This is a genomic window from Serratia bockelmannii (genome assembly GCF_051803255.1).
Lineage (GTDB): Bacteria > Pseudomonadota > Gammaproteobacteria > Enterobacterales > Enterobacteriaceae > Serratia > Serratia bockelmannii.
Genome location: NZ_CP196512.1, coordinates 3,854,134 through 3,872,157, shown reverse-complemented (window position 1 = coordinate 3,872,157; position 18,024 = coordinate 3,854,134). Strand labels below are relative to the sequence as shown.

Here is an 18,024-nt window from a genome sequence, read left to right as displayed (position 1 = left end):
GGACCCATAAAGAAAAAGCCAGCCCAAGGGAGATTGAGCCGGCTAAGGAGGTGGTTCCTAGTATTGCTATGCAAATATTTTCGTTGTTCGTTTTAAGCAGCGTGATAGTAACCAAGCTGCGGGCACATTGATGTGATCCAATTCTAATATTTGCTAAAAATCGCCGCCGAATGGCGACGATTGATTGTTAGGCTCCGGCGCTATTTTCTTCCGCCAAATTGCGGATCAGCAATGCATAATTGAGATCAATATCCTGCGGGATCGGCAAATAAACGATATGGCCGTTGCCCGGCGCGACCTCAATCGGCTCGCCTTTCTTATTTTGCATGCTTTCGAGGGTGAACAGCACGTTGCCGCCTGGCGTCATCATCTCGACGCTGTCGCCGAGTGAGAATTTATTCTTCACGTCGACTTCCGCCCAGCCTTCGCGGCGCACGCCGGTGAACTCGCCGACGAACTGCTGGCGCTCGGAGAGCGAAGAGCCGTATTCGTAATTCTGCTGCGCTTCGTGCACGTGGCGGCGCAGGAAGCCTTCGGTATAGCCGCGGTGCGCCAGGCCTTCCAGCGTGGTGAGCAGGGTCGGATCGAACGGTTTGCCGGCAACGGCGTCGTCGATGGCGCGGCGGTAGACCTGGGCGGTGCGGGCGCAGTAGTAGAAGGACTTGGTGCGCCCTTCGATCTTCAGCGAATGCACGCCGAGCTGCGTCAGACGCTCTACGTGCTGGATGGCGCGCAGATCCTTGGAGTTCATGATATAGGTGCCGTGTTCGTCTTCGAAGGCGCTCATATATTCACCTGGCTTTTGCGCTTCAGACAGCATGAACACCTTGTCGGTCGGCGCGCCGATGCCCAGCGTCGGCTCGACGGTCTGCACCGGGATCGGTTCGTGCAGGTGCACGATATTGCCGGTGTCGTCCTCTTTGCCTTCCTCCGCCTTGTACTGCCAGCGGCAGGCATTGGTGCAGGTACCCTGATTGGGATCGCGTTTGTTGATGTAGCCGGACAGCAGGCAGCGGCCGGAGTAGGCCATGCACAGCGCGCCGTGGACGAAGATCTCCAGCTCCATGTCCGGCACTTCGGCGCGGATCTCGGCAATCTCTTCCAGCGACAGTTCGCGCGACAGGATCACGCGGGTCAGGCCCATTTGCTTCCAGAACTTCACCGTCGCCCAGTTAACGGCATTGGCCTGCACCGACAGGTGGATGTCCATCTGCGGGAAGGCTTCGCGCACCATCATGATAAGGCCAGGATCGGACATGATCAGCGCATCCGGGCCCATATCGATAACCGGCTTCAGATCGCGCAAGAAGGTTTTCAGCTTGGCGTTGTGCGGGGCGATGTTCACCACCACGTAGAATTTTTTGCCCAGCGCATGCGCTTCGTTGATGCCCTGCGCCAGATTCTCGTGGTTGAACTCGTTGTTGCGTACCCGCAGGCTGTAGCGCGGCTGGCCGGCGTAAACCGCATCGGCGCCGTAGGCAAAGGCGTAACGCATGTTTTTCAGCGTTCCGGCCGGGGAGAGAAGTTCCGGTGTAAACATAGTGTGTCTCGGTCTGATTTCAGGTCAGCACCACGCCACCTGATGGCGCAGTAAAAGCGGGGGATTGTAGCCGCAGCGCGGCAAGAAATCAGCAGTTAACCGGATTTATTCAAGGGAGATTGATCCCGGTCAAACGGAAAACGCGCGGTGGCGGCCACCGCGCGGGCGAAACGGGGGATCAGGCGCTCAAATCGCGGATATCGGTGGTCGGGCCGTTTTTCGTCACCGACTGGATACCGTTTTTGGCCGCGCTTTCGGAGCTGTACATTTCGCTGACGCCGATCACCTGATGGTTCTTGGCCTTCAGCACAAAATAGGGCTGATTGCTGGCGCTGTGCTTCAGTTCGTACTGCGCTTCGTGCGGTGAATTGGTCTGCACCGAGGCGATGCCGTTCTCCGCCGAGGCTTTGCTGGCATACATCTCGCTGGCCAGAATAATTTCGCCGTTACTGGCTTTCAGGTTGAAGTGGTACTGTCCGTTCTTTGCTTTTTTCAGCTCGTAATGACCGATTGCCATGGTTCTTCTCCTGTAGGTTCCGATTCGTGATGTAAGTGTAGCCAATCGCTTGAAAATCGGCGGCTAAACCTCACAGCAGCTTAGTCGAAAAAATGCGCAGTTTTTTTGCGCCGGCGCGGAGTTTTCATTCGGTGAGCCCGGCGCCGCACGGGAAGCTAAGGAAAGGCGCGGTGATTGCGCAGTGCGCCGCATAATGACAATTACGTGGTTTCATCGAGCAGCATTGCGCGTTACCGTTTGCCCGCTACGTAAAGGTGAGTGAAAAGTGAGCGATAGATCTTGGCATCGACGCGCTGCAGGCATATGCTTTGGCCTATGCCTGCTGTGGAGTGTCGAGATGGAAAGAATCGCCAAGCTGTTTAAAAACGGTAGAAATCAGGCGGTGAGGTTACCGGTGGAATTTGAATTTGATACGGATCGTGTGTATATCCGTCGCGATCGGGAGGGAAACGTGATTTTATCCAAATATCCGGCAAAGCCGGACAGCTGGGCACCGCTGCTGAGCATTATCGCCCAAACGCCGGTGCCGCAAGAGTTTCTTGGCGCGGAAGATCGTCAGCAAGGGGTTGCAGACCGCGATCCATTCTCAGAGGAAGAGTAGGCGATGTACATGTTTGATACCAACACCGTCAGCCACTTGTTTCGGCAGCATCCGCAGGTGCTTAACGTCATGCAAAAGCTCCCGCCTTCTGCCGTATGTATTTCCAGCGTCACGGAGGCGGAACTGCTTTACGGTGTGGCCAAACGGCGGAACAAAGCGTTGCAAAGCATGGTCGAGGCCTTTCTTGCTGCGGTGACGGTCTATGCATGGGATCGCGAGGCCGCCCGCTGCTACGGTGAAATGCGGGCAAACATGGGGAGAAAGGGCAAAATCATGGGCGCGATGGATCAACTGATCGCCGCTCACGCGCAGAGCCGTGGCGCGACGCTGGTGACCAACGATCGCGCATTCGCCATGGTGCCCGGGTTGGCGGTTGAAGACTGGACGCGCTGATTTCCCTCTAAACCCCATTCATCAGCCGGCAGGGCTCGGCTTCCCAGCGGTAGCCCACACCGTATACCGAGCGAATAAAGGATTTTTCCCCGTCGATCAGTTCCAGCTTGCGGCGCAGGTTTTTGATGTGGCTGTCGATGGTGCGGTCGGTGACCACCCGGTAGTCGTCGTACAGGTTGTTCAGCAGCTGCTCGCGAGAAAACACGTTGCCTGGCTGGCTGGCCAGCGTTTTCAGCAGGCGGAACTCCGCCGGCGTCAGATCCAGCAACTGCCCCTGATAGCTGGCCTGGAAGCGCGGTTCATCGATGTGCAGCAGATCATCTTCCCGCGCGTTCTCCTGCGGCCGATAGCTGCGGCGCAGGATGGTTTTCACTCGCGCCACCACTTCACGCGGGCTGTAGGGTTTGCAGATGTAATCGTCGGCGCCGATCTCCAATCCCAACAGGCGGTCAATCTCTTCGATTTTCGCCGTCACCATCACGATGGGCACGTCGCTGAAGCGGCGCAGCTCGCGGCACACCGTCAGGCCGTCGGCCCCTGGCAACATCAGGTCGAGTAAGATCAGCGCCGGCGGATGCTGGTGCACGGTCGGCACCACTTCATTACCGTTGGTCAGCCAGCGGGTGGCGTAGCCCGCCGCCTGCAGATAATCCACCAGCAGCTGGCCCAGCTTGGGCTCGTCTTCAACAATCATGATCTGCACGGGTTGATTCTGAATGTCCATCAGGGCGCCTTATTTTTTATCGGGGTAGCAAATTCTACTGTAATGCGCACGCCGCCTAAAGGCGAATGCTCGGCGCGGATTTTCCCGTCGTGCGCTTCCACGATGTTGTGGCAGATCGCCAACCCCAGCCCTGAGCCGCCGCTGGCGCGGTTGCGTGAACCTTCCGCCCGATAGAAGCGTTCGAAAATGCGCGTCAGTTGCTGATCGCTGATGCCCGGCGCGCTGTCCTGCCAGCAGAGGATCAGTCTCCCCGGCTGCAGCTCGGCGCCGATCTCCAGCCGGCCACCGACGTCGGTGTAACGCAGGCTGTTTTCCAACAGGTTATTGAACAGCTGGTTCAGGCGATCGGGATCGCCGAACAGCGGCGCCTGGGCCGGCAGATGGGTGACGATCTCCAGCCCTTTGGCGCGGAAGCGTTCGCGGAAGGCGGCGACGGCGATCTGCACCAGGTGCACGCAGTCCACCTGCGCCTTGCGATAGGCCAGCGCGCCGAGATCGGAGAGCGATAGCTGGTGCAGGTCGTCGACCAGTTTGGTCAAGGTGGATACCTCAGCCTGCAGCGAGCTGAGCGACGCCGGCGTCGGCTGGCGCACGCCGTCCTGCAGCGCCTCCAGCTCGCCGCGCAGCACCGCCAGCGGCGTGCGTAGCTCGTGCGACACGTCGGCCATAAAGGCGCGACGCATCTGCTCGTTTTTTTCCAGCGAGGTGGCCAACTGGTTGAAGTCGTGCGCCAGCCTGCCCAGTTCATCCTGGCTGCTGACCGCCACGCGGGTGGTGAAATCGCCCGCCGCCAGGCGGTGGGTGCCCGCCACCAGGCGCTTGACCGGGGCCAGCATGCCGCGCGACAGCAGCCAGGTCACTGCCGCTGCCAACAGGGTGGAGAGCGCGACGATAATCCAACTGGTGCGCCGCTGCTGGCGATCGAAGTTGATGTCCGTATTGCGCGTCAGGCGCTCGACCGGGGTGGTGAGCACCCAGCCGACGATCTCGTTGTTATAGCGGATTGGATGGCGCGGCCCCTCTTTCGGCAACGGGCCGGAATGCCCGACCAGCCGATTGAACTGGCTGTCCACCACCCAAAACTGGGTGCGCCAGCCCTTGGGCGGCAGATTGTGGCTGCTGTCGCTGTTCTGTTCGAACGAACGCATGATTTGGTAGACCACCTGATCGTTGTTGCGCAGGAATATCCAATTGCCATGATGGCTGTACTGTTCCTCCAGCGCTTCGCTCAGCATGTTGATGCGCTGCTCGTTGCTGCTCTTGATGTAATCGATAAAGCCGCGCTCAAAGCTGACGCGCACCCCCCAATGCATGGTGATCAACACCAGCATGCAGGTAGCGAAAATGGCCAGGAACAGCTTCCCGGTAATGCCTATCCTCATTGCAACCTCGTTGAGCCGGTACCCGGCTCTTTGGTCAGCGTGCGGTTGGGCGCGCTATCGGCCGGCACGCGCGCGAAGGCGAGCGCGGGCAGGGCGATAATCAACGCCATACAGCAGTAGCTGTAAATAAATGCGCTGTGAATGGCTGGGCTATCGGCCACCACCTGGTGATGGGCGAAGCTGCCGATCAAGATGCCGGCGACGCTGACGCCGAGGCTCATCGACAGCTGCATGACCATCGACAGCAGGCTGTTGCCGCTGCTGGCCAGCCGGTCCGGCAGATCTTTCAGCGTCAGGGTGTTCATCGCCGAGAAGCGCAGCGAGTTGACCATCCCCTGGAAGAACAGCACCACCGGCAGCAGCCACAGCCAGTCGAGCATCGCCGCCAGCAGGAAACTCAGGCTGACCAGCGCCAGCAGCAGCGTGGCGGCCACCAGCACGTTGCGGTAGCCGAAGCGGTTGACCACCTGCACCACGATGCGCTTCATGCCCATGCTGCCGATGATCATCGGGATCATCATCAGCCCGGCGTGGAACGGCGAGAAGCCCATGCCCACCTGCAGAAACAGCGGCGTCATGAACGGCAGCATGCCGCTGCCGATGCGCCCCAGCAGGCTGGCCAGCAGTCCGATCTTGTAAGTCGGGGTGCGCAGCAGCCGCAGCGAGAACAGGGCGCGGCTATTGCCGTAAGCATGCCAAACATACCCCAACAGCGCCGCCACGCCTAGCGCCACCAGGCCGGCGATGGCGCTGCCGGACAGCCCCATGCCTTTGTGGCCGTCGAGCGCCAGCGTCAGCGACGCCATGCCGATCGCCAGCAGGAGAAAGCCGCTGACGTCGAAGCGGCGGGTCTGCATTTGGTAGTTGGGCATCAGCAGCAGCGTGGCGATGGCGCCCACGATACCCACCGGAATATTGATCAGGAAAATCCAATGCCAGCTGGCGTATTGCACCAGGAAGCCACCCAGCGCCGGCCCCATCAGCGGGCCGATTTGGCCTGGCAGCGTTACGAAGGTCATCGCCGCCATGTACTGCTCGCGCGGCACGATTTTCATCACCGTCAGGCGGCCGACCGGCACCATCATCGCGCCGCCGACGCCCTGAAGCACGCGCGAGGCGATCAGTTCGTTCAGGGTTTCCGAGCGGGCGCAGAGGAGGGAGCCGAGGGTGAACAGCACGATGGCGCTGAAAAACACCCGCTGTACGCCGACCTTGTCCGCCAGCCAGCCGCTGGCCGGCAGCGTCACCGCCACCGTCAGCACATAGGAGACGATCACCGACTGCATGCGCAGCGGGTTCTCCCCCAGGCTGGCGGCCATCGAGGGCAGGGCGGTGTTGACGATAGTGGTATCCAGCGTCTGCATAAAGAAGCCGAATGCCACTATCCAGAGTTGCCAGCGTACCGTGGCGGTGTGTTTCATCAGCATCGGTCGGCCATTAATGGGGCAGCGGGGCCAGTTGCTTGTTGCGGCGGAACTTCGCCTGCAGCCGGTCGAAGTAAAGGTAGACCACCGGGGTGGTGTACAGCGTCAGCAGCTGGCTCATCACCAGGCCGCCGGCGATGGTGATGCCGAGCGGCTGGCGCAGCTCCGCGCCGTCGCCGCGGGTCAGCACCAGCGGCAGCGCGCCGAACAACGCCGCCAGCGTGGTCATCATGATCGGCCGGAAACGCAGCAGGCTGGCCTGGAAAATCGCCTCGCGGGCGCTGATGCCGCCATTGCGCTGCGCTTCGAGCGCGAAGTCGACCATCATGATGGCATTTTTCTTCACGATACCGATCAACAGCATGATGCCGATCAGCGCGATCAGGCTGAACGGTGCGCCGAACAGCTCGAGCGCCAGCAGCGCCCCCACGCCGGCGGAAGGCAGCGTGGAAAGGATGGTCAGCGGATGGATATAGCTCTCATACAGCACGCCGAGCACGATATACACCGTGGCGATCGCTGCCAGGATCAGGATGAGCTGCGACTTCAGGGTGTCCTGGAATACCTGGGCGGTGCCGGCGAACGCGCCGCGCACCGTGGACGGCACGCCGAGCTGAGTCATGGTGCGCTCTACCGCCGCGGTGGCGTCCGACAGGCTGCCGCCGTCCGGCAGGTTAAAGGAGATGGTCGAGGCGGCGGACAGCCCCTGATGGTTTACCGACAGCGGCGCGTTGGCCGGTCGCCAACTGGCGAAGTAGGAGAGCGGTATCGCCTTGCCTTCGTTGTTGATGATGAACATTTTGTCCAACGAGCTCACGTCCTGAGTGTAGGGCGGCGCCACTTCCATCACGACTTTGTATTGGTTGAGCGGTTGATAGATGGTCGAAATCTGTCGCTGGCCGAAGGCGTTGTTCAACAGGTTGTTGGCGTCGGACACCGAAATGCCGAGGCGCGCCATGGTTTCGCGATCGTAGACCAGATCCATCTCCGAGCCTTTATCCTGCTGATCCGAGTTGACGTCCGCCAGCTCGGGCAATGCGGCCAGCGCGGTGCGGATCTTCGGCTCCCATTCGCGCAGCGCGGCGAGATCGTCCGCCAGCAGCGTATATTGGTAGCTGGCGTTGGCCTGCCGGCCGCCGACGCGGATATCCTGTACCGCCATCAGAAACAGGCTGGCGCCCGGTTCTTTGGCCAGGCGGGCACGCAGGCGGGCGATCACTTTCTGCGCGTCGTCGCTGCGTACCGACAGGGGTTTCAGTGAGATGAACATCGAACCGCTGTTGGTGCGCGAGCCGCCGGTAAAACCGGTGACGTTTTCCACGTCCGGATCTTCGCGCACGATTTTCATGAAGTCTTCCAGTTTGCCGCGCATCGCCTGGAACGAAATGCTTTGGTCGGCCTGGATAAAGCCCATCAGACGCCCGGTATCCTGTTCAGGGAAGAAGGTTTTCGGGATGCTGATATACAGCCAGACGTTGAGCGCAACGGTGGCGAGGAACACCGCCAGCACCCAGCGCGAGTGGCCGAGCACCCAGTTCAGCGAGCGTCCGTAACCCTGCTGCAGCGCCAGCAGCATTTTGCCGAAGCCGCGTGCGCGCCGCTGCGAACGCGCCGGCTGGTGGCGCAGCAAATAGGCACACATCATCGGCGTGAGCGTCAGCGAGACGATGAGCGACAGCCCGATCGATACCGACAGGGTGACGGCGAACTCGCGGAATAGCCGGCCGGGCAGGCCTTCCATCAGCAGCAGCGGGATAAACACCGCCACCAGCGAAACGCTCATCGACAGCACGGTGAAGCCGACTTCCCGCGCGCCCAGCAGCGCGGCGTTGATCGGTTTCATGCCGGCCTCGACGTGGCGGGAAATGTTTTCCAGCACCACGATGGCGTCGTCCACCACAAAGCCGGTGGCGATGGTCAGCGCCATCAGCGACAGGTTGTTGAGGCTGAAGCCGCACAGATACATGGCGGCGAACGAGCCGATCAGCGACACCGGCACGGCGACCGCCGGGATCAGCGTGGCGCGCCCGGAGCGCAGGAAGATGAACACCACCAGGATCACCAGCCCGATGGCGATCGCCAGCGACTGTTCCACCTCGGCCAGCGACGCGCGGATGGTTGGCGAACGATCCTGCGCGACGTTGAGTTGAATCGAGGCCGGGATATTCTCCTGCAGGGCGGGCAGCTCGGCGCGAATGCGATCGACGGTTTCGATGATGTTGGCGTCCGGCGCGCGGCTGATGGCCAGAATGATCGCCGGTTTGGCGTCGGTCATCCCGGCGTTACGCACGTCTTGCACCGAGTCTTTGACCTCGGCCACGTCGGCTAAACGCACCGCCGAGCCGTTGTTGTAATGAATGATCAGCGGACGATAAGCATCGGCGGTTTTCAGCGCGTCGTTGGCCTGGATCTGCCAGCGCTGCTGCGGGTTTTCCACGGCGCCCTGCGGACGGCGCACGTTGGCGTTGGCGATGGCCTGCCGCACGCTGTCCAGCGACACGTCCTGATTGAACAGCGCCGAAGGGTTCAGCTCCACCCGCACCGCCGGCAGCGAGCTGCCGCCTACGGAAACGTCGCCGACGCCCTCGGTCTGGCTGATCTTCTGCGCCAGCTGGGTGGAGGCGAAATCGTAAAGCTGCCCCTGGCTGTAGGTGTCCGAGGTCAGCGTCAGGATCATGATCGGCGCGTCGGAAGGGTTGACCTTACGGTAGCTGGGGCGGCTCGGCATGCCGGTCGGCAGCAGGCTTTGCGCGGCGTTGATCGCCGCCTGCACGTCGCGCGCGGCGCCGTTGATGTCGCGATCGAGATCGAACTGCAAAATGACGCGGGTACTGCCGAGCGAACTCATCGAGGTCATTTCGTTAACCCCGGCGATGCGGCCCAGCGCGCGCTCCAGCGGCGTCGCCACCGAGGACGCCATGGTTTCCGGCGAGGCGCCCGGCAGCGACGCGCTGATCGAAATCACCGGAAAATCCACCTGCGGCAGCGGCGACACCGGCAGCAGGCGAAAGCCGATCGCGCCGCTGATGGCGATGGCCAGCGTCAGCAGGGTGGTGGCCACCGGCCGGTGAATGAACAGGGCGAAGAATTTCACGGCAGCTCCTGCGTATCCAGCTGGCGATGCGTGTTACGCGCCAGTTTGTCAAACAGCAGGTAGATCACCGGCGTGGTGAACAGCGTCAGGATCTGGCTCATGATCAAACCGCCGACCATACAGACGCCGAGCGGATGCCGCAGCTCCGCGCCGACGCCGGTGCTCAGCATCAGCGGCAACGCGCCGAGCAAGGCCGCCAGCGTGGTCATCAAGATCGGCCGGAAACGCAGCAGACAGGCCTGATAGATGGCGTCGCGCGGCGATAAACCCTGCTCGCGTTCCGCCGCCAGCGCGAAGTCGATCATCATGATGGCGTTCTTCTTCACAATGCCGATCAGCAGGATGATGCCGATGATGGCGATCACGTCCAGCTCGCTGCCGGCCAACATCAGCGCCAACAGGGCGCCGACCCCGGCGGTCGGCAGGGTGGAGAGGATGGTGACCGGATGAATGAAGCTTTCATACAGCACGCCCAGCACGATGTACATCGCCACCACCGCCGCCAAAATCAGCCACAGCGTGCTGCCGAGCGCCGCCTGGAAGGCCAGGGTCGCCCCCTGGAATTGGGTGGTGATGTCCCTTGGCATATTGAGATTTTTTTCCGCCTGGGTGACCGCGTCGACCGCCTCGCCGAGCGAGTAGCCGTCGGCGACGTTGAACGAAACGGTGGCCGACGGGAACTGGTCGAGATGGTTCACCGACAGCGGGCCGAAGCGCTCTTCGATTTTGGCGATGGCGCTCAGCGGCACCACGGCGCCGTCGTTGCCGCTCAGACGGATCTCATTGAGCGCCGCCAACCCCGGTGTCGTGCTGACGTCGTGCTCCAGCACCACGCGGTATTGATTGGCCTGGGTGTAGATGGTGGAGATCAGGCGCTGGCCGAACGCGTTATACAGCGCATTGTCCACGTCGCTCATGGTGACGCCGAGGCGGGAGGCCGAATCGCGATCGACGTTGACATAGGCGACCAGCCCCTGATCCTGCCAGTCGCTGGTGACGTCCGCCAGCTGCGGGGTTTGCTTCAGCTCATCCATCAGCTGCGGCACCCACAGGCTGAGATCGTCCAGCGACATCGCCTGCAGGGTGAACTGGTACTGGGTGCGGCTGACCTGGGTATCGATGGTCAGATCCTGCACCGGTTGCAGATACAGTTTCACGCCGGGGAACTGCGCCGTTTGCTGCTGCAGGCGGCTGATGATCGCCGGAATGCGCTCGCTGCGTTCGCTCAGCGGCTTCAGGTTGATCTGCAGCCGGCCGCTGTTGAGCGTGGCGTTGCTGCCGTCGACGCCGACGAACGAGGTCAGGCTCTCCACCGCCGGATCTTTGAGGATCTGCGCCGCGACCTGCTGCTGGCGCTCGGCCATGTTGCTGAACGAGACGCTCTGCGGCGCCTCCAGCGTGCCCTGAATGATGCCGTTGTCCTGCACCGGGAAGAAACCTTTCGGGATCAGCAGGTACAGCAATACCGTCAGCGCCAGCGTGCCCACGGCCACGCCGAGCGTCAGCCAGGGATGGTTAAGCACCGTTTTCAGCCACTTGCCATATTGCGCGATCACCCGGTCGAAAAAGCGTTCGGAGGCGGCGGAAAAACGGTTCTGCTTGCGCAGCGATTCGTGGCTGAGCATGCGTGCGCACATCATCGGCGTCAGCGTCAGCGACACCACGGCGGAGATCAAAATTGCCACCGCCAGCGTGACGGCGAACTCGCGGAACAGGCGGCCGACGATGTCGCCCATGAACAGCAGCGGGATCAGCACCGCCACCAGCGAGAAGGTCAGAGAGATGATGGTGAAACCGATCTCGCCGGCCCCTTTCAACGCGGCGTCGAGCGGTTTTTCCCCTTTCTCGATGTAGCGCGAGATGTTCTCGATCACCACGATGGCGTCGTCCACCACGAAGCCGGTGGCGATGGTCAGCGCCATCAGCGTCAGGTTGTTGATGGAGAAGCCAAGGAAGTACATGGCGGCGAAGGTGCCCACCAGCGACAGCGGCACCGCCACGCTGGGGATAATGGTCGCCGGCACGTTGCGCAGGAACACGTAGATCACCATCACCACCAGCGCGATCGCCAGCAGCAGCTCGAACTGCACGTCGCTGACCGAGGCGCGGATGGTGGTGGTGCGATCGGTCAACACCTTGACGTCGACCGATTTGGGCAGGCTTTTAATCAGCGTCGGCAGCATTTCGCGGATGCTGTCGGCGGTGGTGATGACGTTGACGCCGGGCTGGCGTTGGATGTTCAGCACGATCGCCTGTTGCTTGTTGGCCCAGGCCGCCAGTCGGGTATTTTCCGCCCCTTGTTCGATGGCGGCGATATCCTGCAGGCGGATCGCCGCGCCGTTCTGATAGGCGACGATCAGCTGGCGATAGTCGTCGGCAGATTTCATTTGGTCGTTGGCGGAGAGGGTGACCGATCGGGTCGGGCCGTCAAGGCTGCCTTTCGCCGAGTTGACGTTGGCGTTGCTGATGGCGGCGCGAATGGTTTCACTGTTCAGGCCATAGGCGGCGACCGCCGCCGCGTTCAATTTTACGCGCACTGCCGGGCGTTGGCCGCCGGCCAGCGTCACCAGGCCGACGCCGGTCACCTGAGAAATTTTTTGCGCCACGCGGGTTTCCACCATGTCTTCCACCTGCGTCATCGGCATGGCGGTGGAGGTCACGGCCAGCGTCAGGATCGGCGGATCGGCGGGGTTAACCTTGCTGTAGATCGGCGGGTAAGGCAAATCGGTCGGCAGCAGGTTGGTGGCGGAGTTGATCGCCGCCTGCACTTCCTGCTCCGCGACGTCGAGCGGCAGCGCCAACTGGAACTGCAGTGTGACCACCGAGGCGCCGCCGGAGCTTTGCGACGCCATTTGCTTCAGGCCGGACATCTGGCCGAACTGGCGTTCCAGCGGTGCGGTAATGGCGGAGGTCACCACGTCCGGGCTGGCGCCGGGGTACAGCGTCACCACCTGGATAGTGGGGTAATCCACCTCCGGCAGGGCGGACACCGGCAGCGCGCGATAACCGATAATCCCCGCCAGCAATATTGCCACCATCAGCAGCGTGGTGGCGACCGGACGCAGAATAAACAGGCGGGACGGACCGCCGCCGGCGTTGGGAGGCATCACCTGCATCAGGACTTCCTCTGAACGTCAGGTTCGCGCTTGGCGTTGGCCGCCGCCGGCGCTTCGCTCGGCGCGAGCACTTCCACCTGCATGCCTTCGGTCAGGCGATCGATGCCGTCGGTCACTACCCGATCGCCGGCGTTGAGGCCGGCGCTGATCACCACCTGCCGGCTGTCCTGCACGCCGGCGGTGACCCGATGTTTGCTGACCTTGTTGTCTTCGCCGAGCGTCCAAACGAAGTTGCCCTCGTTGCCCATCTGCAGCGCAGCGGTCGGGATCACCACCGCATCGTGCAGGGTATCCACCTGCAGCCGCGCGTTGACGAACTGATTGGGGAACAGCGCGTCATCTTCGTTGGCGAAGCGCGCTTTCAGCTTGATGGTGCCGGTGGCGGTATCAATCTGGTTGTCCAGGCTCAGCAGCGAACCGGTCGTCAGCTTGTTCTGGTTGGTGCGATCCCAGGCTTCGACGCTCACCGGCCCGGCTTTTTGCGCCTTGAGCAGATCGGCGATGTTGCCTTCGGGCAGCGTGAACACCATGTCGATCGGGTGCGTCTGCGTGATCACCACCAGACCGGTGGTGCTGCCGCTGGTAACGTAGTTGCCGACGTCGACCAGTTTCAGGCCGACGCGGCCGTCGATTGGCGCAGTGATGCGGCTGTAGGTGATCTGCAGTTTGGCGCTGTCGACCGCGCCCTGATCGGCCTTGATCGCGCCTTCGGTTTGCTGCACCAGCGAGGCCTGCGTATCCAGCTCCTGACGGGACACCAGATTGGTTTTCACCAGCTGCTGATAGCGCGCCAGATCGCGTCGGGCGTTGGCCAGCGTGGCCTGATCTTTTGCCAACTGCCCCTGAGCCTGGGTCAACTGAACCTGGAATGGCCGGGGATCGATTTCCGCCAGCAGATCGCCGGCTTTGACCTGCTGGCCTTCGGTAAAGTGGATCGCCATCAGTTGGCCATCGACCCGGCTGGTGACGGTCACGGTATTGGCGGCGGTGGCGGTGCCCAAGCCGGAAAGATAGCGTGGCACCGTCTGTTGCGTGGCGGTCGCCGCTTGCACCGGCGACATCGGCGCGCCGCGTCTGCCGCCCGCCGCGCGGCCCGCTCCCGTTTTACCGGCGGCCTGGTGCGCGCCCGGCGTCGTCCCAGCGGTCGGTTGGGCGGCGCTGAAATGGCGCCAGGCCAGAACGGCGACGATGATCGCAATCGCCGCAACCAGCAGGCGCAGCAGCAGGGAACGACGTTGGGGTTTTGCATTCATGGTGGTGAAAATTCTCTCCAAAAGGCAGGGGCGCGGGCACTCATTGCCACAAAAATGACACTCCTTACAGGATACTAGTTTAGCCAGCGAAGACGGCATAAAAATGAAGGAAATATGGAGGAACCGTCAGCATTGTCTTAATAAGTGGGTGATTTGAGCGTGCTATGTTTATAAGTGATTTATTCCGGCTTATAGCCAATACGTTTTAACGATTCCCTGTATTTGGCGCTAATAATTAACAGGAAAATCATTTAACCCATGGAGCCTTTGTGATGAGCAAGAAACAACTGGGTCGTTCAGGCATTCAGGTGCCGGCGTTAACCTTCGGTGGCAACGTGTTCGGCTGGACGGCGGATCAAGCGACCTCGTTCAGCCTGCTGGATGCGCTGGTGGACAATCAGCTCAACTTTATCGATACCGCCGACGTTTATTCCAGCTGGGCGCCGGGCAACCGGGGCGGCGAATCGGAAACCGTCATCGGCGAATGGCTGAAGAAGAGCGGCAAGCGCGACCAGGTGATCATCGCCACCAAGGTGGGCAAACCGATGGGCGAAGGCAAGCAGGGGCTGTCGCCGCGCTATATTCAGCAGGCGGTGGAGGACTCGCTGCGTCGCCTGCAAACCGATTATATCGATCTTTATCAGTCGCACGACGATGACCGCGATACGCCGCTGGAAGAGACGCTGGCGGCGTTCGATGCGCTGATCAAGGCCGGCAAGGTGCGGGCGATCGGCGCCTCTAACTATCAGGCGGATCGCCTGGAAGAAGCGCTGCGGGTGAGCGAGAGCAACGGATTGGCGCGCTACGAAACCCTGCAGCCGGAATATAACCTGTATGCGCGCGAAGGGTATGAAGCCGAGCTGGAAGGCGTGGCGCAGCGCCATGGCCTCGGGGTGATCAACTTCTTCGCGCTGGCCAGTGGTTTTCTGACCGGCAAATACCGCAGCAAAGCGGACGAGGGCAAAAGCCAGCGCGGCGATCGCATCGTCGAACGCTACCTGAACCCGCGCGGTTTCCGCATTCTGGCGGCGCTGGATCAGGTGGCGGGCAAACACGGCAGTTCCCCGGCGCAGGTTTCGCTGGCCTGGCTGATCGCGCGCCCGAGCATCACCGCGCCGATCGTCAGTGCGACCTCGTTGCCGCAGCTGGATGAGTTGGTCAGCGCCACTAAGCTGACGCTGGATGCGGACGACATTCAGGCGCTGAACGACGCCAGCGCCGAGTAGGGGGCGTTACCCGGCGGCGATTTTGCTCTATGCTGAAGGGGTTAACATGGCCCATTCAGGAACCCGCAATGTCTGGTGATACCATCAACGACCTCGCGACGCTGGAACAGCTGTACGGCAAACCCGCCGCGCCCTCGGTTTTTAAAGAAGTCAGCTATATTCACCCGGCGTACCGCCCGTTTATCGAGGCGGCGCCGTTTGCCGCGCTCTCGACGGTCGGGCCGGACGGCATGGATGTCTCTCCGCGCGGCGATCCGGCCGGTTTTATCCATATCGAAGACGAGAAAACCCTGCTGCTGCCGGACCGTCGCGGCAATAACCGCATCGACAGCCTGCGCAATATCCTGCACGACAACCGGGTGGCGCTGCTGTTGCTGATCCCCGGCATCGGCGAAACGCTGCGGATTAACGGGCGGGCGGAAATCGTGGTGGCGCCAGCGATGCTGCAGCGCTTCGTCCACCGCAACCAGCTGCCGCGTTCGGTGCTGCGCATTCGGGTGGAGGCGGTGTTCTTCCAGTGCAGCCGGGCGATCTTGCGTTCGGGATTGTGGGAAGAGGGCAGCCGCCTCGAACGTTCGGCGCTGCCCAGCCCCGGCCATATTTTGGCCGCGGTGAGCCAAACGCGCTTCGACGGTGAGGAGTACGACAGCGCGCTGCCGCAGCGGCTGAAGGATACGCTGTATTAATCGCCGTGGCGTTCGCGCCACATTTGCCGGTTCAGCCGATACAAGACGTGCTTTTGCAGCGGATGGCCCGTCGGCAGGCGCGGATGCAGGAAGGTTTCGCCGTCAAACTGCATGCCGATGCGCGTCATCACCCGGCGCGACGGCTGGTTATTTTCGGCGGTGAAGGACACCACTTCCGGCAAGCGCAGCGTGTCGAAGGCGTACGCCAGCGCGGCGCGCGCCGCTTCAGCGGCGTAGCCGTTGCCCCAGTGAGCCGCCGCCAGCCGCCAGCCAATCTCCACGCAGGGGGCACAAGGCAGATCGTCGCCCGGCCGCGCCAGCCCGACAAAACCGATAAAAGGCGCGCCGCCTTTCACTTCCACCGCCCATAGCCCCCAGCTATGTTGTTGCATGAAGGCGCGGATGCGTTCGGCCTGCGCGTGGCTTTCCTCGGCCGTCATCGTCGCCGGGAAATAGCGCATCACCTGCGGATCGGCGTTAAGCGCGGCGAAGGCCGGCAGATCGTCGTCGCGCCAGGCGCGCAGCCGCAGCCTGGCGCTGTCGAGGGTAAGGATGGTCGACATGATGCATAGCCTCCAATGAACAAGGGCGCGGCGAGCCGCGCCCTTGGGCTGTCAACGGAACAGCGTTTGCGCCCAGCGCGCCAGCCCGGCGGTGACCGAGCCGAAGTCGTTGCCGCCGACGATCGGAATGCCCGGCAGCTGCTGTTGCAGCGCGGCGCGCAGCAGGGGTGAGCGTGCGCTGCCGCCGGTCAGGTAGATCACCTGCGGCGCGGTCTGGCTGCTGGCCAGCGCGGCGCTGACCTGCTCCTGAATGCGCATCAACGGCTGCGAAATGGCGTCGGCGAGCTGAGCCTGGCTGATGCTCTCCGCCAGATCGGCCTGCACGAAATTGAGCGGCGCGCTGATGGCCGTTTGGCCGGACAGGGCGATCTTACTCTCTTCGGCCGCCCGCACCAATCGGTAGCTCAGGCACTGTTGGTACACTTTCAGCAGGCGTTTGACCTTTTCCGGCTCCGCCGCGTCGAGGATCAGATCGCGCAGCACGCGGCCGTTGGCGGCGCTGTAGAAGTCATTTTGCGCCGGCACGTCGTTGGTCGCCACCGCGTTCCAGTAAGGCAGCGCCGGCAGGGCGATGCCCTTCGCGGTTTCGCCGCCCAGGCCGAACAGCGGCATCAGCTGTTTGAAGGCCAGCATGATGTCCAGATCGTTACCGCCGACCCGGCAGCCGCTGTGGCCCAGCAGGCTCTGCTGGCGATCGGCGCGGTCGCGCCACTGCGGCCCCATCAGCAGCACCGAGCAGTCGGTGGTGCCGCCGCCGATGTCCACCACCAGCACGGTTTGCTCTTCGCTCAGCGTCGCCTCGAAGTCCAGCCCCGCCGCCACCGGCTCGAACTGGAATTCAATGTCCTTGAAACCGGCACGTTCGGCGGCGCGCTGCAAAATGCCCTGCGCCTGCCGGTTGGCTTCGTCGCCGCCGATGCCCTGGAAGTTGATCGGCCGGCCGATCACCGCCTGATCGATGCCGGTCTGCAGCACGTTTTCCGCCTGGCGTTTGATGTGGAACATCATGGCGCACACCAGGTCTTCGAACAGCGCGATCTGCTGCGGTTTCAGGCCGTTGGCGCCGAGGAAGGACTTCGGCGAGCGCACGAAGTACACCTCTTCGGGATCTTCCATATAGTGCGCCAGCGCCTGCAGGCCGAACAGCACGCTGTCGCCGTTGACCGGAATGTCTTCTTCGCGGTTGTAACTGATGGCGCGGCGCAGCAGCTGCTGGTTTTCTTCGCTGCCGGTCGGCACCTGCCAATGGCGGTGCAGGCATTCGCTCACCGCTTCGCGGGTCGGCGCGCACAGCATCGAAGGCAGATACGGCTCGTTGTTTTCCAGCGTCAACAGCTCGGGGCCGTGGTCGCGCATCACTGCAACGGAACAGTTGGCTGTCCCGTAATCGAATCCAATAAACATCTCTTTTTTGTCCCCATGCCAATGAAGGGGGGCGACTTTACCCGAGACGGGGCCGGCGGGCAATGCGCCAATGCGCGAGTGTCGAAAAATTTAGCGGGCGC

At 62.2% G+C, this 18,024-nt stretch carries 14 protein-coding genes; 4 read left to right on the top strand and 10 right to left on the bottom strand.

Going from position 1 to position 18,024, the window contains the following annotated elements; all coding sequences use genetic code 11:
* Positions 1 to 187: 187 nt before the first annotated feature.
* Both trhP and ACSJLU_RS18455 read right to left on the bottom strand, forming a co-directional pair.
* Positions 188 to 1,540: a prephenate-dependent tRNA uridine(34) hydroxylase TrhP gene (gene trhP, locus ACSJLU_RS18460; RefSeq protein WP_025303865.1), complete on the bottom strand. Its 1,353-nt coding sequence runs from the start codon at positions 1,538 to 1,540 to the stop codon at positions 188 to 190.
* Between the two features lie 178 nt (positions 1,541 to 1,718).
* Positions 1,719 to 2,057: a YegP family protein gene (locus ACSJLU_RS18455; RefSeq protein ID WP_016926703.1), complete on the bottom strand. Its 339-nt coding sequence runs from the start codon at positions 2,055 to 2,057 to the stop codon at positions 1,719 to 1,721.
* Between the two features lie 337 nt (positions 2,058 to 2,394).
* Here ACSJLU_RS18455 and ACSJLU_RS18450 point away from each other — a divergent pair, with 337 nt between their 5' ends.
* Together ACSJLU_RS18450 and ACSJLU_RS18445 are read left to right on the top strand one after the other, a co-directional pair.
* Complete coding sequence (locus ACSJLU_RS18450) at positions 2,395 to 2,658, top strand: antitoxin (RefSeq protein WP_004941563.1); 264 nt, start codon at positions 2,395 to 2,397, stop codon at positions 2,656 to 2,658.
* 3 nt (positions 2,659 to 2,661) lie between these two features.
* On the top strand, positions 2,662 to 3,051 hold the full coding sequence (locus tag ACSJLU_RS18445; RefSeq protein ID WP_025303864.1) for a type II toxin-antitoxin system VapC family toxin: 390 nt from the start codon (positions 2,662 to 2,664) through the stop codon (positions 3,049 to 3,051).
* 7 nt (positions 3,052 to 3,058) lie between these two features.
* Here the strand turns inward: ACSJLU_RS18445 and baeR are convergent, their stop codons facing one another.
* From baeR to ACSJLU_RS18415, 6 genes are read right to left on the bottom strand one after another with little or no spacing between them, the layout of a single operon-like run.
* Positions 3,059 to 3,775 (bottom strand): two-component system response regulator BaeR, encoded by a 717-nt coding sequence (gene baeR, locus ACSJLU_RS18440; RefSeq protein WP_004941568.1) that lies wholly within the window; start codon positions 3,773 to 3,775, stop codon positions 3,059 to 3,061.
* On the bottom strand, positions 3,775 to 5,157 hold the full coding sequence (gene baeS, locus ACSJLU_RS18435; protein WP_049204856.1) for a two-component system sensor histidine kinase BaeS: 1,383 nt from the start codon (positions 5,155 to 5,157) through the stop codon (positions 3,775 to 3,777). The genes baeR and baeS overlap by 1 nt, the downstream gene beginning before the upstream one ends.
* The gene (locus ACSJLU_RS18430; protein WP_380826060.1) at positions 5,154 to 6,584 is read right to left on the bottom strand and encodes an MFS transporter; all 1,431 of its coding nucleotides are present in this window, start codon (positions 6,582 to 6,584) and stop codon (positions 5,154 to 5,156) included. The genes baeS and ACSJLU_RS18430 overlap by 4 nt, the downstream gene beginning before the upstream one ends.
* A gap of 10 nt (positions 6,585 to 6,594) precedes the next feature.
* A complete protein-coding gene (mdtC, locus tag ACSJLU_RS18425) occupies positions 6,595 to 9,675 on the bottom strand; it encodes a multidrug efflux RND transporter permease subunit MdtC (RefSeq protein WP_089196162.1) in 3,081 nt (1,026 codons plus the stop codon).
* Positions 9,672 to 12,791 carry an MdtB/MuxB family multidrug efflux RND transporter permease subunit gene (locus tag ACSJLU_RS18420; RefSeq protein WP_439041016.1) on the bottom strand — a complete coding sequence of 1,040 codons (3,120 nt, stop codon included), beginning with the start codon at positions 12,789 to 12,791 and terminating at the stop codon, positions 9,672 to 9,674. The genes mdtC and ACSJLU_RS18420 overlap by 4 nt, the downstream gene beginning before the upstream one ends.
* Positions 12,791 to 14,044 carry an MdtA/MuxA family multidrug efflux RND transporter periplasmic adaptor subunit gene (locus ACSJLU_RS18415; protein ID WP_380826056.1) on the bottom strand — a complete coding sequence of 418 codons (1,254 nt, stop codon included), beginning with the start codon at positions 14,042 to 14,044 and terminating at the stop codon, positions 12,791 to 12,793. Before ACSJLU_RS18415 ends, ACSJLU_RS18420 begins: the two co-directional genes overlap by 1 nt.
* Positions 14,045 to 14,316: 272 nt before the next feature.
* Here ACSJLU_RS18415 and ACSJLU_RS18410 point away from each other — a divergent pair, with 272 nt between their 5' ends.
* Complete coding sequence (locus ACSJLU_RS18410; protein ID WP_043137956.1) at positions 14,317 to 15,270, top strand: aldo/keto reductase; 954 nt, start codon at positions 14,317 to 14,319, stop codon at positions 15,268 to 15,270.
* A 68-nt stretch (positions 15,271 to 15,338) separates the two neighbouring features.
* The gene (locus tag ACSJLU_RS18405; protein ID WP_025303857.1) at positions 15,339 to 15,956 is read left to right on the top strand and encodes a pyridoxamine 5'-phosphate oxidase family protein; all 618 of its coding nucleotides are present in this window, start codon (positions 15,339 to 15,341) and stop codon (positions 15,954 to 15,956) included.
* On the opposite strand, the gene ACSJLU_RS18400 is transcribed toward ACSJLU_RS18405, so the two are convergent.
* The gene (locus ACSJLU_RS18400) at positions 15,953 to 16,519 is read right to left on the bottom strand and encodes a GNAT family N-acetyltransferase (protein ID WP_025303856.1); all 567 of its coding nucleotides are present in this window, start codon (positions 16,517 to 16,519) and stop codon (positions 15,953 to 15,955) included. The two genes, ACSJLU_RS18405 and ACSJLU_RS18400, sit on opposite strands and share 4 nt — an antisense overlap.
* 51 nt (positions 16,520 to 16,570) lie before the next feature.
* Entirely contained in the window at positions 16,571 to 17,923 is a 1,353-nt protein-coding gene (gene yegD, locus ACSJLU_RS18395) for a molecular chaperone (protein ID WP_380826053.1), read from the bottom strand.
* Between the last annotated feature and the right edge of the window lie 101 nt (positions 17,924 to 18,024).

What these genes read in the sequence shown, in the direction of transcription:
- ACSJLU_RS18420 (WP_439041016.1), bottom strand. Translation starts at nt 12,791, where the DNA reads ATGCAGGTGATGCCTCCCAACGCCGGCGGCGGTCCGTCCCGCCTGTTT.
- trhP (WP_025303865.1), bottom strand. Translation starts at nt 1,540, where the DNA reads ATGTTTACACCGGAACTTCTCTCCCCGGCCGGAACGCTGAAAAACATG.
- ACSJLU_RS18400 (WP_025303856.1), bottom strand. Translation starts at nt 16,519, where the DNA reads ATGTCGACCATCCTTACCCTCGACAGCGCCAGGCTGCGGCTGCGCGCC.
- yegD (WP_380826053.1), bottom strand. Translation starts at nt 17,923, where the DNA reads ATGTTTATTGGATTCGATTACGGGACAGCCAACTGTTCCGTTGCAGTG.
- ACSJLU_RS18430 (WP_380826060.1), bottom strand. Translation starts at nt 6,584, where the DNA reads ATGCTGATGAAACACACCGCCACGGTACGCTGGCAACTCTGGATAGTG.
- baeS (WP_049204856.1), bottom strand. Translation starts at nt 5,157, where the DNA reads ATGAGGATAGGCATTACCGGGAAGCTGTTCCTGGCCATTTTCGCTACC.
- ACSJLU_RS18450 (WP_004941563.1), top strand. Translation starts at nt 2,395, where the DNA reads ATGGAAAGAATCGCCAAGCTGTTTAAAAACGGTAGAAATCAGGCGGTG.
- baeR (WP_004941568.1), bottom strand. Translation starts at nt 3,775, where the DNA reads ATGGACATTCAGAATCAACCCGTGCAGATCATGATTGTTGAAGACGAG.
- ACSJLU_RS18415 (WP_380826056.1), bottom strand. Translation starts at nt 14,044, where the DNA reads ATGAATGCAAAACCCCAACGTCGTTCCCTGCTGCTGCGCCTGCTGGTT.
- ACSJLU_RS18455 (WP_016926703.1), bottom strand. Translation starts at nt 2,057, where the DNA reads ATGGCAATCGGTCATTACGAGCTGAAAAAAGCAAAGAACGGACAGTAC.
- ACSJLU_RS18405 (WP_025303857.1), top strand. Translation starts at nt 15,339, where the DNA reads ATGTCTGGTGATACCATCAACGACCTCGCGACGCTGGAACAGCTGTAC.
- ACSJLU_RS18445 (WP_025303864.1), top strand. Translation starts at nt 2,662, where the DNA reads ATGTACATGTTTGATACCAACACCGTCAGCCACTTGTTTCGGCAGCAT.
- ACSJLU_RS18410 (WP_043137956.1), top strand. Translation starts at nt 14,317, where the DNA reads ATGAGCAAGAAACAACTGGGTCGTTCAGGCATTCAGGTGCCGGCGTTA.